Source organism: Amycolatopsis sp. NPDC004368, assembly GCF_053602515.1.
This window is the reverse complement of sequence record NZ_JBSGDT010000001.1, coordinates 674,040-689,539: the sequence shown is the minus strand read 5'-3', so window position 1 is coordinate 689,539 and position 15,500 is coordinate 674,040. Positions and strand designations below refer to the sequence as shown.

Annotated in this window: 13 protein-coding genes; 5 read left to right on the top strand and 8 right to left on the bottom strand. The window is 70.7% G+C overall.

Annotated elements, in window-relative coordinates:
• Positions 1–3: 3 nt before the first annotated feature.
• On the bottom strand, positions 4–750 hold the full coding sequence (locus tag ACWEOE_RS03175; protein WP_452003118.1) for a UDP-N-acetylglucosamine acyltransferase: 747 nt from the start codon (positions 748–750) through the stop codon (positions 4–6).
• A gap of 200 nt (positions 751–950) precedes the next feature.
• Between ACWEOE_RS03175 and ACWEOE_RS03170 the strand changes: the two genes are divergently transcribed.
• Positions 951–2,057 carry a DegT/DnrJ/EryC1/StrS family aminotransferase gene (locus ACWEOE_RS03170; protein WP_452003115.1) on the top strand — a complete coding sequence of 369 codons (1,107 nt, stop codon included), beginning with the start codon at positions 951–953 and terminating at the stop codon, positions 2,055–2,057.
• A complete protein-coding gene (locus ACWEOE_RS03165) occupies positions 2,054–3,010 on the top strand; it encodes a Gfo/Idh/MocA family protein (RefSeq protein WP_452003113.1) in 957 nt (318 codons plus the stop codon). The genes ACWEOE_RS03170 and ACWEOE_RS03165 overlap by 4 nt, the downstream gene beginning before the upstream one ends.
• 12 nt (positions 3,011–3,022) lie before the next feature.
• On the opposite strand, the gene ACWEOE_RS03160 is transcribed toward ACWEOE_RS03165, so the two are convergent.
• Genes ACWEOE_RS03160 through ACWEOE_RS03130 form a run of 7 tightly spaced genes read right to left on the bottom strand, consistent with a single transcriptional unit; the run spans position 3,023 to position 8,959 of the window.
• Positions 3,023–3,802, bottom strand: a complete 780-nt coding sequence (locus ACWEOE_RS03160; RefSeq protein WP_452003110.1) for a hypothetical protein — start codon at positions 3,800–3,802, stop codon at positions 3,023–3,025.
• Positions 3,799–4,308 (bottom strand): SigE family RNA polymerase sigma factor, encoded by a 510-nt coding sequence (locus tag ACWEOE_RS03155; RefSeq protein WP_452003107.1) that lies wholly within the window; start codon positions 4,306–4,308, stop codon positions 3,799–3,801. The genes ACWEOE_RS03160 and ACWEOE_RS03155 overlap by 4 nt, the downstream gene beginning before the upstream one ends.
• 59 nt (positions 4,309–4,367) lie before the next feature.
• Positions 4,368–4,982 (bottom strand): Uma2 family endonuclease, encoded by a 615-nt coding sequence (locus tag ACWEOE_RS03150; protein ID WP_452003105.1) that lies wholly within the window; start codon positions 4,980–4,982, stop codon positions 4,368–4,370.
• A 33-nt stretch (positions 4,983–5,015) separates the two neighbouring features.
• Positions 5,016–5,630, bottom strand: a complete 615-nt coding sequence (locus tag ACWEOE_RS03145; RefSeq protein ID WP_452003103.1) for an acyltransferase — start codon at positions 5,628–5,630, stop codon at positions 5,016–5,018.
• A complete protein-coding gene (locus ACWEOE_RS03140; RefSeq protein ID WP_452003101.1) occupies positions 5,620–6,807 on the bottom strand; it encodes a glycosyltransferase family 4 protein in 1,188 nt (395 codons plus the stop codon). Before ACWEOE_RS03140 ends, ACWEOE_RS03145 begins: the two co-directional genes overlap by 11 nt.
• A 32-nt stretch (positions 6,808–6,839) precedes the next feature.
• Positions 6,840–7,769, bottom strand: coding sequence for an NAD-dependent epimerase/dehydratase family protein (locus ACWEOE_RS03135; RefSeq protein ID WP_452003098.1), 930 nt, complete (start codon positions 7,767–7,769; stop codon positions 6,840–6,842).
• A gap of 35 nt (positions 7,770–7,804) precedes the next feature.
• Positions 7,805–8,959: a DegT/DnrJ/EryC1/StrS family aminotransferase gene (locus tag ACWEOE_RS03130; protein ID WP_452003096.1), complete on the bottom strand. Its 1,155-nt coding sequence runs from the start codon at positions 8,957–8,959 to the stop codon at positions 7,805–7,807.
• 131 nt (positions 8,960–9,090) lie between these two features.
• Between ACWEOE_RS03130 and ACWEOE_RS03125 the strand changes: the two genes are divergently transcribed.
• From ACWEOE_RS03125 to ACWEOE_RS03115, 3 genes are all read left to right on the top strand, one after another.
• Entirely contained in the window at positions 9,091–12,213 is a 3,123-nt protein-coding gene (locus ACWEOE_RS03125; protein WP_452003093.1) for a BTAD domain-containing putative transcriptional regulator, read from the top strand.
• Positions 12,214–12,505: 292 nt separating this feature from the next.
• Positions 12,506–13,690, top strand: a complete 1,185-nt coding sequence (lhgO, locus tag ACWEOE_RS03120) for an L-2-hydroxyglutarate oxidase (RefSeq protein WP_452003090.1) — start codon at positions 12,506–12,508, stop codon at positions 13,688–13,690.
• 110 nt (positions 13,691–13,800) lie between these two features.
• On the top strand, positions 13,801–15,489 hold the full coding sequence (locus tag ACWEOE_RS03115) for a hypothetical protein (protein WP_452003088.1): 1,689 nt from the start codon (positions 13,801–13,803) through the stop codon (positions 15,487–15,489).
• The last annotated feature ends 11 nt before the right edge of the window (positions 15,490–15,500 follow it).

The following is a 15,500-nucleotide window of genomic DNA, read 5'->3' as shown; positions in this document are numbered from 1 at the left end:
CTCCTAGTGTTCGTCGCGCGGGCGGGCTTCCCACGCCTTGACCAAGGTAGAGAGGTCGTCGGGCAGTCCTTCGGCCGGGAGGTCGCCCTTGCCCTTCACCCACGGCGAGAGGGCTTCGACGGCGGCCTCGTCCAGGCCGCGCCGTGACAGGCCCACCACGTTGACGCCGGTGGCGCGCGCCGGGTTGCCCACCGTGATCGTGAACGCACCCACCTCGCGGCGGACCGCGGAGCCCATGCCGACCATCGCGCCGGGGCCGATGCTGCCGCCCTGGTGCACGACGGTGCTCATGCCGATGTTCGCGAACGACCACACGTGGGTGTGGCCGCCGAGCAGCACGTTGCACGCGAGCGTGACCTGGTCGTCGACCAGCACGTCGTGGCCGATGTGGCTGCCGCGCAGCACGTAGCAGTCGTCGCCGAGGGTCGTGGCGCGCCAGGTGCCCTGCTGGATGCTCGTGTACTCGCGAATGCGGTTGCGGCTGCCCACGACCACACCGTGGCCGTCGAGCGCCGGGTCGCCGGCCGGCGCGGACTCCCACGCGACGGGGTGCGGGCCGCCGCGGTCCTCGCCCGGGGTGCCGATGGTCACGTGCGGACCGATCCAATTGCCGTCGCCGATCCTGGTCGGGCCGACGATCACCGTGTACGGTCCGATGACGTTGTCGTCGCCGAGCTCGACACCTTCGCCGATGACGGCGGTGGGGTGGATTCGGTTGGTCCCTGGCCTCGCGGCCTGAGCGTCAGACACTGCGGTGATCCATTCATCTGTCCGCCGCTGTCGGGTCGCGAGCGGCCTGGGGTCTGGGGCAGGCGGCGGCGCCCGGTAACGTGTGGCCCGCGTTCACGCAAGGCGCAGCCGGGCGCAGAACCGGCGGCTCTCGGCCTCGCGGCCTGAGCGCACTGCACTGTACCGGACGCACTGAAATCGCCTGCCGAGAGAGACTGCCGATGATCCCCATTACCGTGGTCGACGTCCGTGACGCGGAAGACCTCGTCGTCGAGGTGCTGCGATCCGGCGCCATCGCACAGGGGCCGATGGTCAAGCGCTTCGAGGACGCCTTCGCGCACGTCGCGGGCACGAAGCACGCCATCGCCGTGAACAACGGCACCACCGCGTTGGTCGCCTCACTGCAGGCGCTGGACCTGGCACCGGGTGACGAGGTGATCACCTCGCCGTTCACGTTCGTCGCGACGCTGAACGCCATCCTGGAGGCCGGCGCCACCGTCCGGTTCGCCGACATCCGGCGCGACGACTTCGCGACCGACCCCGACGCCGTGGGCGCCGCCGTGACCGACCGCACCAAGGTCCTGATGCCGGTGCACCTGTACGGCCAGACGGCGGACATGGGCAAGCTCGCCCCGCTCGCCGCCGAGCACGGGCTCCAGGTCATCGAGGATTCGGCGCAGGCGGTCGGCGCGTCGTTCGAGGGGCGCGCCGCAGGTTCATACGGCATCGGCTGCTTCTCGCTGTACGCGACGAAGAACGTGACCACCGCCGAGGGCGGTGTGATCACCACCGACGACGACGTGCTGGCCGACAAGCTGCGCGTGCTGCGCAACCAGGGCATGCGCGCCCGCTACCAGTACGAGATGGCCGGGCACAACTACCGGATGACCGACCTGCACGCGGCCGTCGGCATCCCGCAGCTGGAGAAGCTCGACCAGCTCACCGCGGCTCGCCAGGCCAACGCGAAGCGGCTCTCGGAGGGGCTGGCCGGCACGCCGGGCCTCGACATCCCGCAGGTGCTGCCCGGCCGTGAGCACGTGTGGCACCAGTACACGGTGCTGGTGGGCCCGCACGCGATGCTCTCGCGCGACGAGCTGGCCGCGGCGCTCACCGAACGCGGTATCGGCAACGGGATCTACTACCCCAAGATCGTGTTCGACTACGACTGCTACCGCGGCCACGAGCTGATCCCGGGGGCGGACGTCAAGGACTTCCCGGTGGCCTCGGCCGTCGCGGCGCAGGCCCTGTCGCTGCCGGTGCACCCGCACCTGACCGACGAGCAGCTCGACACGATCATCGAAACGGTTCGCGAGGTGCTCGGCGCATGACCCACCGCATCGCCCTGATCGGCACGGGCAACATGGGTTCCCTGCACGCGCGCGTGCTGGCGGGCAACGAGCGCGTGAAGCTCGTCCGCGTGGTCGACCCGCGCGAGGAAGCCGGCCGTGCCGTGGCCGACCGCTACGAGACCCAGTGGTCACCCGAGCTCGGTTCACTGTCCGATGTGGACGCTGTGGTGCTCGCGTCGGCCACCGAGGCGCACTACGACCTGGCGCAGGAGATCCTGGGCCAGGGCAAGCCGATGCTCGTCGAGAAGCCGGTGTGCAACAGCCTCGAGCTGTCGCAGGAGATCGTGGCGCTGTCGGAGCAGAAGGACGTGCCGCTGATGTGCGGGCTGCTCGAGCGCTACAACCCCGCCGTGATGACGGCGCGGGCGCTGGTCAACGAGCCGGTGCACCTCATGGCGCGCCGCCACGGCCCGTACGCGCCGCGCATCAAGACCGGTGTCGCGTGGGACCTGCTGGTGCACGACGTGGACCTGGCGATCCAGTTCTTCGGCGGCAGCACGCCGGCGCGCGTCACCTCGGGCGCGGGGTACTTCCACCCGTCGTCGGTGGAAGGCGCCGAGGACACCATCGAGACGGTGCTGTCGTTCCCCACCGGCCTGGCCACGGTTTCGGCTTCCCGGCTGGGGCAGAAGAAGGTGCGGTCGCTGGTCGTGTCCGAACTGGACCGGCTGATCGAGATCGACCTGCTGCGCCGCGACGTCACCATCTACCGGCACGTGTCGCACGACTCCGTGACGCCCGATGGCCTCGGTTACCGGCAGCAGACCGTGATCGAGATCCCCGAGCTGGTCACCGCGCGCGAGCCGCTGGCGACGCAGCTCGACCGGTTCCTGGACCTGCTCGAGGGCAAGATCGACGCCGCGGTGGAACGCGACCTGATCCTGCCGTCGCACCACGTGGTGGCGCAGGTGCTGACGCAGGCCGCGGCTTAGTTTTCGGTACAGCTACTTCGTGAGGCGGGTGCCGTCCTTGCCGTACGCGACCAACGGAGTCAGTACGCCCGAGGACGGCACTTCCTTGGGGTTGAACCAGAACACGACCACGTCGGGGTTCACACTCCAGCGCGCGGTGTTCGCGACCACGGGCTTGCCGCGCACGGTGCTGGTGATCTTCACGGCCGGCCCGGCGAAGTAGCCGAAGACGGGCACGTAGCTGTCGCCGGCGGCCATGCCGCCCGCCGTGGCGTGGAAGCCGAACGACGTGTCGGAGCCGCGGATCTCGTTGCTGGAGTACAGCTCGCGCACGCCGCTCTTGGTCTGGACCGCGGCCAGAACGCTGAAGTGGATGCCCGGCAGGACCACGTCGTCGAGCTTCGTGACGTAGAAGACGAGCTCGCCCCCGCCGGTCTCGATGCCGGAGTGGATGACGTCGCCGTACGGCTCGGCCGGGGGCAGCTTGCCGTCGGATGCCGGCGCGTACGTGGGCGGCGTGGGCAGCGTCGACGGTGTTGTCGGCGTTGTCGGCGTTGTCGGTCCACTGCTCGACGCGACGGGCGGCGCGGCCACGGGCACCGGCTGCGGTTCGGTGGGCGTCCGCAGCGCGACGGCCCCGACCACGATCCCGACCACGGCCACCACCGCTACGGCCCCTCCGGCGCCGGTCACGATCCTGCGGCGCCGCCGGATCCGGCGCCCCTCGGTGATGATGCGCCCCAGGTCAGGCGCGGCGAACGGCTGCTCGGGTTCTTCGTGCAACGCGGAGCGCAGCTTGTCGAGGTCGTTCACCGCCCGCTCCCTCCGATCAGCACGTCTTCCGGTCCGGCGTCCACGCGCAGCTTCGCGAGCGCCCGTGAGTTCGTGCTCTTGACGGTACCCACCGACACCCCCAGTTCGTCGGCCACCGCTTGTTCCGGCAGGTCGAAGAAGTGCCGCAGCACCACCACGGCCCGTTCGCGGCCCGTCAGGCGCGCCAGCGCGGAGGTCAGCCACTCACGCTGCGTCACCGCCTGCGCCACGTCCTGGCCGGTCGGCCGCTCGGGCACTTCCTCGGAGGCGTACTCGCGCAGGGGCCGCCGCCAGCCGTCGATCACGTGGTTGACGAGCACGGTGCGCGCATACGCGTAGGCGTCCTTGCGCTTCACGCGCGACCACGCCGCGTACGTCCGCGCGAACGCCGTCTGCGCCGCGTCTTCGGCCTGGTGCCGGTCACCGGTGAGCAGGAAGGCCGCGTGCGTGAGCCGGTTCGAGGACGCCTGCACGAACTCGACGAACTCGTCGTCACTTCGCGCCACCGGCGTACCCCCGATCTCCACACTTACGGGACGGCTGGGCACGGCGGAGGTTGTCGCCGCTAGAGCGTTTGCACGCGACCCTGGGTGAGCGCGTCCAGGTCGAGCACCACGGTCTTGCCCGCGACTTCGAGTTCGACTTTGCCGGAGTGCTCGCCGAAGTTCTCGTAGTCGCCGTCGACAAGACGATAGGTGATCATGCTGACCGGTGCGTCGAGATCGATGATCCAGTAGTGCTCGATGCCGGCGTCGGCGTACTCGAAATGCTTGGTGACCTGGTCGGTGCGCTTCGTACCCTCGGACAGGATCTCGATAGCCAGCGACACATCCACGGCAGGAATCCTCGGCACGTTCGCGAGGATGACGTCGGAAGGCCCCACCAGGACGTCCGGCACTCGGACCGTCAGCGGCGACGCTTCGACCACCATCTCCATCTCCGGCACCGCGCGCAGTTCCTTCGGAAGCTGCGAGTTGAGGACGTACGGCAAGCACCCAATGGCCAGTTGGTGCAACGACAACGGGCGCGGCGACACAGCGAGAACCCCTTCGACGACTTCGACGTGGAACTCCGAGGTCTCCGGAAGTTCCGCCCAGTCGTCGAGGGTCAGGAGGTGGTGAGGCCACTCGAGGGCACTCATGAGGACTCCTTCACTTTCAGTGACCGGAACAGTGATCAAGACTACCGTCCGCGTTCACCGGCCACCTCAAGGCTACCCGCTGAAGTCGCCCGCCGGGGAGCCCCAGCCGCCTGCGTCGCCCGACAGGTCGCGGCGGCGGGCGTTCTCCGTGCGCACCCGTTCGACCTCCGAGGCGATGTACTCCTCGTCGTAGCGCTGGAACACGCGCGCCGGGTTGCCGGCGACCAGGGTGCGCGGCGGCACGTCCTTGGCCACCACCGAGTTCGGCTGCACGGTCGCGAAGTCGCCGATGGTCACGCCGGCCATGATCACGACCAGGCCGCCGATGAAGCAGCCCTTGCCGATCTTCACGGGTTTGCGTTCGATCAGGTCGCTGCCGGAGTGGTTCTGCAGCGTCATGTTCGCGAGCCAGCTGGAGTGGGTGAACACCAGCGTGTTGAGGCCGATGCTGGTGTGCTCGCCGATCTCCAGGCCGCCGCTCGCGTCGAGGACGGCGCCTTCGCCGACCCAGCAGTGCTCGCCCATGCGCAGGTTCTCGGGGCTGACGATCTTCACGCGTTCACGCACGCGGCACGTCGAAGGAAGCCCGAAGAACTGCGCCCGCTCGGCGTCGTTCATGTACTGGGCGACGAGGTCGTTCAGGATCATCGGCCGCAGGCGGTTGCTGCGGTCGTCGTCAAAGAACATCGTCCACCAGTTTCGTGAACACGCGCAGGTGTTCCTCGGCCACCACGTCGAGGCCGAAATTGGCCCGGACCATGGCGCTTTCGCGAGCGGCGATCCGTTCCCGAAGCGCCGGGTCGTCGAGCAGCGAAAGCACGGTCTTCTCCACGGCCTCGGCGTCGTCCGGGCGCACGAGCAGGATGTTCTCGCCGTTGCGCAGCTCGATTCCGGGGTAGTTGTCCTCGGTGACGGACGCGATCGTGGCCGTGCCGGACAGCATCGCCTCGAGCGATGCGGTGCCGCAGCCGCCGTTGAGGTCGTGGGTGACGATGTCGGCGGCCGCGAAGTACGCGGGCACGTCCTGCTTCGGCACCGCACCGGTCACCACCAGCGCCTCGGCGACGCCCAGCTCTTCGGCGCGCTTGAGGAACGCGTCGTGGTAGACGCGGCCGACGATCACCACGCGGACACCGGGGTGGCGCTCGAGGATCGCCGGCAGCGCCTCGATCAGCGGCAGCCGGTTGCGCAGCGGGATCACGTGCCCGAGCGACACGATCAGCGGCGCGTCGCCCAGCCCGAGCTCCGCGCGCACGTCCTTGGTCACCGGCTTGGCGAAGTGGCCCGTGTCGACGGCGATCGGGAAGTACTCGGAGTTGGCGTCGCTCGTGCCGTAGCGCTCGACGCAGTAGTCCACGCCCAGCTTGTCGAGGATGACGTAGCGCGGCCGGATGTAGCTCAGCACCGGCTTCACCAGCACGGCGTCGAGCAGCCGGAACACGCTCGAGTACAGCTTGTTGTCGCTGATCAGGAGCGTGTGGATGGTCAGCAGCACCGGCAGCTTGTGGCGCCGCGCGTAGAAGCCGGCCAGCCACGACAGGTCGAAGAACTGGCCGTGCAGGTGCAGCGCGTCGGGCTTGAACTCGTCGAGCAGCTTCCACAGCCGCCGCCAGTTGCCCGGCTTCAGGGCCGCGAAGCTCATGTCGAAGTCGATCGACAGGCCCAGCTGCGGCATCTTGGCCGCGGGCAGGCGGACGACCCGGTAGCCGTCGCGCTCCTCCTGCGCCGGCGCGTCCTCGTAGGCCGCGGTGATGGTGAGGACCTCGTGCCCGGCGGCCACGTACTCGGCCGCCAGCGACGCGGACATGTGCGCGCTGCCGCCGACGCGGGGCGGGAAGAAGTTGTTGACCACTGCGATGCGCATCGCACGTCCTCGGGCGGGGCCCGCAGTGCCACTCACTCGGATTCCCTGACCAACTGGCGCATGCCTTCTTCCACCGTGATGGTCGGTTCCCAGCCCAGAACCTCGCGGGCCCGCGTGATGTCCGCGGCGCGCCGCGACACGAGCACGTCGCGCTCGTTGAACTGCGGCTGCACGTCGACGCCGACGGCCTCGATGAGGATCTTCGCGAGCGTGGCGATGGACGTGTCGACGCCGGTGCCGATGTTGATCGGCAGGTTCGACCGCTCCGACTCCAGCGCGGCGACGACCGAGCGGGCCAGGTCGCTCACGTGCACGAAGTCCATCGACTGGTCGCCGCGGCCGTCGATGATCGGCGGCTGGCCGGCTCGCAGGCGCTGGATGAAGTGGTTGATGACCGACGTGTAGTACGCCTCGATCTTCTGGCCCGGGCCGTACACGTTGAAGAAGCGCAGCGCGTTCCAGGACAGGCCCTTCGTGCGCTCGTAGAAGCCGAGCAGGTCTTCGCCGGCGCGCTTGGAGATGCAGTACGGCGTGAGCGGGCGCAGCTCGTCGTCCTCGTGCATCGGCAGGCGCTTGGGCTCGCCGTAGACCGAAGCGGTGGACGCGAACACCAGGCGCTCGACACCCTCGTCGGCCGCCGCGGCGAAGACGTTGTGGTTGCCGGACATGTTGATGTCGATCGACTCGTGCGGGTCGGCGACGGACTTGTTGATCGACACCGTGGCGAAGTGGATCACGTGCGAGCAGCCGCGGATGGCCTCGCGCACCGCGCCGCCGTAGCGCACGTCCTTCTCGACCAGCTCGACCTTGCCGGTGGCCACGAACTCGTTGACCCGAGCCCGGTCGCCGCGGGTCATGTTGTCGAAGATGCGGACGGTGTACCCGCCGTCCAGCAGCAGCGGGATGACGTGCGCGGCGATGAACCCACCGCCACCGGTGAAGAACACCTTCTTCTCGGACATGGTCGCTGCTTCTCCTCGATCGGTGGTCTGGTTGGTCAGCTGAGCGCGTGGACTGCTTCGCGCACCGTGGTCACCACGCGGTCGACCTCGGCTTCGGTGAGCTCCGCGTGCATCGGGATGGCCAGCTGCCGGCGGAACGCGTCGGCAGACACGGGCAGCGGCTGCTGCTCGCCGTACACCGGCTGCAGGTGCGAAGCGTACGTGCCGAAGTTGCACTGCACGCCCTGGTCGCGGATCCGCAGCGCCAGCGCGTCGCGGCTCACCTCGGGCGCGACCGTGAGCAGGTAGGCCTGCCACGGGTGCTCGCGGTCGGGCAGCTCGACGGGGACGGTGAGCGCCCCTGTGCCTGCCACGTCGGCGAACGCCTCGGTGTAGCGTTTCGCCACCGCGCGGCGGGCGCCGAGCAGGTCGGGCAGGCGGTCGAGCTGCACGCCCATGATGGCGGCCTGGATGTCCGACAGGCGGAAGTTCCAGCCCAGCTCGTGGAACTCGGGGATCGGCAGCGTGCCCGAGCCCTCGCGGCTGATGGCGGGCTCGATGCCGTAGGTGTGCATCTTGCGCGCGTGGGAGATGAGGTCTTCGCGGTTCGACACGAGCGCGCCGCCCTCGCCCGCGGTGATGCCCTTGCGGCCGTGGAACGAGAACGCGGCGAGGTCGGCGAGGCTGCCGGCCGGGCGCGTCTTGTAGGTGGCGCCGGCCGAGCAGGCGGCGTCCTCGAACAGCCACAGGCCGTGCTTGTCGGCGATGGCCCGGTACTCGTCGAAGTCGCCGGGCAGGCCCGCGACGTCCACGGCGAGGATGCCGACCGTGCGTGGCGTGATCAGCGCTTCGATCGCGGCCGGGTCGGCGCTGAAGATGTCGGGCCGGATGTCGGCGAACACGGGCTTCCCGCCGGCCTGCAGCACGGCGTGGCCGGTGGCCGGGAACGTGTAGTCGCCGACGATGACCTCGTCGCCCGGCTTCACGCCGAGCACCTTCAGCCCGAGGAACAACGCGGCGCCGCAGCTGCTGGTGGTCAGGGCGTGGGCGGTGCCGGTGGCCTGGGCGAAGCGCTCTTCGAACCGGCGGCACGCGGGGCCGGCCCCGGCGAGCCAGCCCGAGCGGAACACCTCGGCAACCGCGGCCAGCTCCTCCTCGCCGACGGTCGGTTTCCCGAGCAGCACCGGTTGGTCGGCCGGTTGTCCAGACATCCCCACTCCTGTTTGCTCCGCGGACCGCACGTTGCGTTATCTCGCCCCGCAGTGTAGAGACGCCTTCGGCCGAGCCGGGCGTGGGGACGAAACCTGCCGGTGACGGGCGTGTGAGCGCCTAGTCTTGCCGCATGCGGATCGGGGTTCTGGGGGCGGTCACGGCGTGGGACGCGGTGGGCGAGCCGGTGGTCGTCGGAGGGCCCCGGGTGCGGGCGCTGCTCGCGCAGCTGGCGCTGGAGGCGGGCCGGTTCGTGCCGGCGGAGCGGCTGATCGACGGCCTCTACGGCGAGCAGCCGCCCGACGGCGCGGCCAACGCGCTGCAGTCACAGGTCTCGCGGTTGCGCAGTGCGTTGAAATCCGTGGCGCCCGTGGAGTTCACCGGCGCGGGCTACCGGCTCGCGGTCGAGCCCGACGAGGTCGACGTCCACCGCTTCGAGCGCCTCGCCGGAGACGGGCGGCGCGAGCTCGCGGCGGGCGACGCCACGCGGGCGAGCGACCTGCTCGGCGAAGCGTTGGCGCTCTGGCGTGGGCCGGCGTTCGCTGACGTGACCGAAGCGCCCTTCGCGGCGACGCAGGCAACGCGCCTCGAAGAACTGCGGTCGGACACGGCCGGGGATCGCGTCGACGCCGAGGTGGCGCTGGGGCGCGCGGCGGAGGTGCTGGACGAGCTGCGGGCGGCCGTCGCCGCCGCTCCCCTGCGGGAACGCTCGCGGGCGCAGCTCGTGCGCGCGCTGCACGCGGCGGGCCGCTCGGCGGAGGCGCTGGCGGCGTTCGAGGACGCGCGGCGCACGCTGGCCGACGAGCTGGGCACCGACCCCGGGCCCGAGCTGGCGGAGGCGCACCTCGCCGCGCTGCGCAATGAACCGGCGGCCGCGTCTACACCGTTGCCCGCGCAACTGACCAGCTTCGTCGGCCGGGACGGCGAGCTGCGGCAAGTCGGTGAGCTGCTGCGGCACGCGCGGTTGGTGACGTTGCTGGGGCCCGGCGGCACGGGCAAGACGCGGCTGGCGGTCGAGGTCGCGTCGGCGTCGGAGAGGTCGGCGGGGCCGGCGGCGTTCGTGGAGCTGGCGCCGCACGTGGCCGACGACGTCGGGCAGGCCGTGCTGAGTGCACTGGGGCTGCGTGAAGGTGCTTCGCCGCTGCGGGGTTCGGGGGTGCAGGATCCCGTGGAACGGCTGGTGTCGGCGTTGCGGGACCAGGCGACGTTGCTGGTGCTGGACAACTGCGAGCACGTGGTCGACGCCGCCGCGCGGCTGCTCGCGCGCCTGCTGCCCGCGTGCCCCGGCCTGCGGGTGCTCGCGACGAGCCGCGAGCCGCTGGGCATCACGGGTGAGCAGCTGGCACCCGTGCCGCGGCTGGCCGTGCCGCCGCCCGGCACACCCGCGGCCGAGGCGCTGGGTTTCCCGGCCGTGCGGCTGTTCGCCGACCGCGCGGCCGCGAGCGACCCGGCGTTCCGCGTTTCCGACGACACGATCGGCGACGTCCAGCACGTCTGCGCGGCGCTGGACGGCCTGCCCTTGGCGCTGGAGCTGGCGGCGGCACGCGTGCGGACGCTGCCCGTCGGCGAGATCGCCGCCCGGCTGGACAACCGCTTCCACCTGCTCGCGCGCGGCAGCCGCACGGCGGAGACGCGGCACCGTTCGCTGCGCGGCGTGGTGGAGTGGAGCTGGGAACTGCTGGACGACGACGAACGCCGCCTCGCCCGCCGGCTCACGGTGTTCTCCGGCGGCGCGACCCTCGCGCTGGCCGAGCAGGTGTGCGAGGTGCCCGACGCCGTCGACCTGCTGCCGGGTCTCGCGGACAAGTCACTGGTCGAGACCACGGGCGAGCGCTACCGCATGTTGGAGACGATCCGCGCGTTCTGCGCCGAGAAGCTCGCGGGTTCGGGCGAGAGCCGACCTTTTCGTGCCGCGCACGCCGCCGCTTTCCTGGCGCTGGCCGAGGAAGCCGACCCGAGGCTGCGCACCGCCGACCAGCTGCGCTGGCTCGACCGCCTCGACGCGGAGTACGACAACCTCGTCGCCGCCCTGCGCTGGGCGACCGACGAGGACCTGCTCACGGCGCTGCGCCTGACAGCCGCGCTGGCCACGTACTGGTGGATGCGCGGCCGCCGCTACGAGGGCGCGACGCTGTCGCTGGAGGTCGTGAAACGCTGCGGTCCCACCGCGCCCCCGGGGCACGAAGAACAGTTCCTGATGTGCTTGCTCAACGCGATGTCGGGCGCCCCCGGCCACGAAGCGACGGTGCCCTATCAGTCCACAGTGGAGAATTACGCACGTGATGTGGCTTGGGCCCCAAGGCATCCGACGTTGAGCCTGCTGCTGGGTGTGGTGATCGGCCCGCCCGCCGACGAGGAGACGCTGTTCACCCGAACCCGTCTGATGGCCGGCGGTGACCCCTGGACCAGCGCGCTGGTCCCCATGGGCAGCGGCCTGCGCGCGATGCTCACCGGCGACCTCGCCGCGGCCGAGGCCGGCCTGCGCGAGGGCGAGGCCCGCTACCGCGCCCTCGGGGAACGCTGGGGGCTGTCCATGTCGCTCGACCACCTGTCCCAGCTGCTGACCTGGCGCGGGCGCTGGGACGAGGCCACGGCCGCCATGACGGAGTCCATGGACCTCATGCAGCAACTCGGCGCCGCCGACGACTACGCCGACCTGCTGTGCCGCCGCGCCGACAGCCGCGCCCTCCAGGGCGACCTCGCGGGTGCCCGCGAGGACTATTCGCGCGTGATCGCCCTGGCCCACCGCTCGGGCATGCCGGAAACCCGCGCCTCCGGCTACGTCGGCCTGTCGGGCCTGTCCCGCCGCGACGGCGACCTGGCGGCCGCGCGCTCCCTCGCCGAACAGGCGCTGGCCGAATGCACCGGTGGCTCCTTCTCGGCCGCCGCCGTCCGCGGGGCGGCGATCGTTGCGCTGGGGTGGGTTTGTGTCGCTTCGGGCCAGGGCGCCGAGGCTCGGGCGTTGATGCGCACGGCCGTGGAGGCGGCGCACCAGTGGCAGGACAGCACCGTGCTGGCATCGGCCTTGGAATGCGTGGCGGGTGCGGCTTTGCTGGACTCCCGACCGGAGGAGGCGGCCACGCTGCTGGGCGCCGCGGCGGCCGCGCGGGGGACGGAGGTCGCGGGTCAACCGGACGTGGCCTCGGTGGCTGAGCGGGCGCGCGCGGAGTTGGGGGCGCGGTACGAGGGGTGTTATGCGGTGGGTCGGGAGTTTTCGGTGCAGAAGGCGTTGGCTGAGGCGGGGATTGCTCCCTGAGACCCAGCCCACCCCCGGTACCGACGGCAGCCCACCTCGGGCGGGCAGTGTTGCCGGAGGCCTTCAGGTGACGACACTGGGCACTGCCGGCCTGAAAGTGCTGGTAGCGGGCGTGGCGCGGTTCACCCCACGTGGGGCGCCGAAGGTGCTCGACCAGGTCGAACAGCCCCCACGTGGACGGCAGTCCACTTCGGACCGGAGTTCGCCAATGGGTCACCTGATCCGTGAAAAACCGCATTTCAGACCACTTGGGCTACGCAACCTCCGCCGAGGTCGCGTAGCCTTTCTGTCCGTGCGAAACGTCGTGGTGATCGGTGGGGGAATCGTCGGCCTGGCCGTGGCCTGGGAGCTGTCGCAGCGGGGGCAGGACGTCACGGTGCTAGAGAAGGAGGGCCGCTGGGCGGCTCACCAGACCGGGCACAACTCCAACGTGGTCCACGCCGGCCTCTACTACAAGCCCGGCTCGTTCAAGGCGCGCATGTCCGTGGCCGGCAATCGGTCCATTGTGGACTTCGCGAGGCAGTACGGCGTGCCCGTGGAGGTGTGCGGGAAGCTCGTGGTGGCCACGAGCGAGGCGGAGCTGCCGGCGCTCAACACCCTCGCCGAGCGCGCCGAGGCCAACGGCGTGCCCGCCAAGAAGGTCACCCCCGCCGAGGCGCGGGAGTACGAGCCCGAGGTGGCGTGCGTCGGGGCGCTGCGGGTGGAGTCGACGGGCATCATCGACTTCCCGGCCGTCTGCGCGTCCCTCGTGCGCCTGCTCGACGAGGCCGACGCCGACTTGCGGCTCGACACCGAGGTCCGGGGCATCCGCGCGGGTGCGAACGGCGGTGTCGAGGTGGCCACCGACACCGAGGTCATCCGCGCCGACGCCCTCGTGAACTGCGCGGGCCTGCAGTCCGACCGCGTCGCCGAGCTGGCGGGCGTGAAGCCGAGCGCGCGCATCGTGCCGTTCCGCGGCGAATACTACGAGCTCAAGCCCGAGCGCCGCCACCTCGTGCGCGGCCTGATCTACCCCGTGCCCGACCCGACGCTGCCGTTCCTCGGCGTGCACCTCACTCGCATGCTCGACGGCAGCGTGCACGCCGGCCCCAACGCCGTGCTCGCGCTGCGCCGCGAGGGCTACCGCTGGGCCGACGTGTCCGTGAAGGACCTCGCCGACGTCGCCCGCTTCCCCGGCGCGTGGCGGCTGGCGCGCAAGTACGCGTACCCGACGGGCCTGGAAGAGGTGCTGCGCTCGTTCTCGAAGAAGCGCTTCGCCGCGAGCCTCGCCCGGCTCGTGCCCGCCGTGACCGAGGACGACATCGTCCGCCACGGCTCGGGGGTGCGGGCCCAGGCGCTGCGGCCGGACGGCTCGCTCGTGGACGATTTCCTCATCGAGACCGCGCGCGATCAGGTCCACGTGCTCAACGCCCCGAGCCCCGCGGCGACCAGCGCGCTGGAGATCGCGAAGCACATCGCCGACCAGGTAGCCGCCTGAGCTGGGCAAACAAGATCGCGAAAAATATTTGAGATTTGGTTGAACCCTTCGAACCTCCGGATCCGTGTGTCGGCCGCACACCAAGGACACACTGGGAGGATCCGAACACCATGACCGACAACGCCTCGCGCTTCGGGGAGCCGGCCACGACGTTCCTTCGGCCGAACCGCTCCCAGGGCTCGGCCGAGCTGGGCCGCGTGGTCCAGGTGGTGTCCCGTCCCGGTGCGTCGCGGCCGCTGCGGGTCGACGTGGCCGGTGGCGGCCCGGTGGGGCTGATCTTCGCGTGCACGCTGCGCTCGATGCTCGGCGACAAGGTCAAGCTCCGCGTGTTCGACCGCCGCTGGACGCGCCGCGACGGCCGCGTGGTGTGGCTCGGCAAGGCGGAGGGCAACAACCGCCGCGAGCAGGTCGTCACGCTGCAGAGCAACGTGTGGGGCCAGCTGCCCGAGCTCGTGCGGCGCCGCCTGTTCACGCCCGGCAACTACTCGGAGATGTGGCCGCTCGGCCCCGACTCCCCTTCGCACCGCGGCCGTCCGCGCAACATCAAGGTCCGCTGGATCGAAGACTGCCTGCTGGACATGGCGCAGGACTTCTACGGCATCGAGCTCATCCCCGAGGCCTACGCGCAGCCGAAGACCTGGGACGGCCTCGACGTGCTCGCCATCTGCGACGGCGCCCGCTCGAAGACGCGGGAGGACCTGAAGGACGCGTTCGGCACGTCGAGCCGCGACCTCTACTCCCTGGACGGCACGCCGCTCGACGAGTCCGTGCTCGGCATCCGCATCAAGGGGAAGGTGCCCGACGAGCACACCGTGCCGCTCACCGTGTGCCAGAACCGCTTCTTGTTCAACTCCCTCGGCGGCGGTTTCATCAACATGCGCCTCACCGCCGAGGAGGCCTCGGAAGTCCTTGCCTACGGAGAAAACGGCCCGGTGGCGTGCATCGGCAAGTTCGGCTGCACCATGCGCCCGGACGGCGACAAGTTCGTGTGCGACCGCCACCGCTCGGTGTTCAAGCCGTCGGTGGACAAGCTGTCGTTCCTGTGGCCGCGCATCGCCGACGGCGTGAAGTTCTTCGGTGCGACGATGGCCGACATCGTGGGCATCACGTCGTTCAAGCTGGGCATGACGCAGAACCCCAAGTTCACGGCCCAGGTCGCGCCCGCCACGTACGCCTTCCTGCTCGGTGACGCCGCCAACTCGCTGCACTTCTGGCCGGGCCGCGGCCTCAACACCGGCGTGAAGAGCGTGCAGTCGCTCGCCGCCAACCTCGCCGCGCGCTGGGCCGGGCGGGCGTTCCGCGCCGCCGACTTCGCGCCGCATGAGGGCCTGATGCAGCAACTGCAGTACCGCGAGAAGTCGCGCGCCTGGACGACGATGATCATGCCCGACGACAACGGCGTGCCCCGCGGCATCGAGGACCGCATCCGCGCCGGCTTCACCAAAACCGACGACCGCCAGGCGCTCGCCGACACGCTCTACAAGCGCCTGCTCGCCGTGAAGTCCCGGCTGGAAGGCCGCATGGGCGCGATGGCCGACGACGCGTGGTACCGCTCGCGCATCAACTCGCTCGACACCAAGACGCTGGCCGTGCTGGTGGAGTCCGGCGCCTGGATCACGCGCGAGATCGGCGGCGAGGAGGTGGCGGTGAACGTCAAGCTGGCGCCGCTGGACACCAACGCCGCCGAGCCGACCCGCCGTGCCCCGTCGCCGCAGCGCCCGGCCCGCCCTGCGTCGCGCAACATCCCGGCGGCGCGCAACGCCCCGACGGCTCAGCGCCGCGGCGCTCGGGTGTCCTGACAGGACAGTCC

What these genes read in the sequence shown, in the direction of transcription:
- ACWEOE_RS03140 (WP_452003101.1), bottom strand. Translation starts at nt 6,807, where the DNA reads ATGCGCATCGCAGTGGTCAACAACTTCTTCCCGCCCCGCGTCGGCGGC.
- ACWEOE_RS03125 (WP_452003093.1), top strand. Translation starts at nt 9,091, where the DNA reads ATGCGGATCGGGGTTCTGGGGGCGGTCACGGCGTGGGACGCGGTGGGC.
- ACWEOE_RS03130 (WP_452003096.1), bottom strand. Translation starts at nt 8,959, where the DNA reads ATGTCTGGACAACCGGCCGACCAACCGGTGCTGCTCGGGAAACCGACC.
- ACWEOE_RS03135 (WP_452003098.1), bottom strand. Translation starts at nt 7,769, where the DNA reads ATGTCCGAGAAGAAGGTGTTCTTCACCGGTGGCGGTGGGTTCATCGCC.
- ACWEOE_RS03170 (WP_452003115.1), top strand. Translation starts at nt 951, where the DNA reads ATGATCCCCATTACCGTGGTCGACGTCCGTGACGCGGAAGACCTCGTC.
- ACWEOE_RS03115 (WP_452003088.1), top strand. Translation starts at nt 13,801, where the DNA reads ATGACCGACAACGCCTCGCGCTTCGGGGAGCCGGCCACGACGTTCCTT.
- ACWEOE_RS03145 (WP_452003103.1), bottom strand. Translation starts at nt 5,630, where the DNA reads ATGTTCTTTGACGACGACCGCAGCAACCGCCTGCGGCCGATGATCCTG.
- ACWEOE_RS03165 (WP_452003113.1), top strand. Translation starts at nt 2,054, where the DNA reads ATGACCCACCGCATCGCCCTGATCGGCACGGGCAACATGGGTTCCCTG.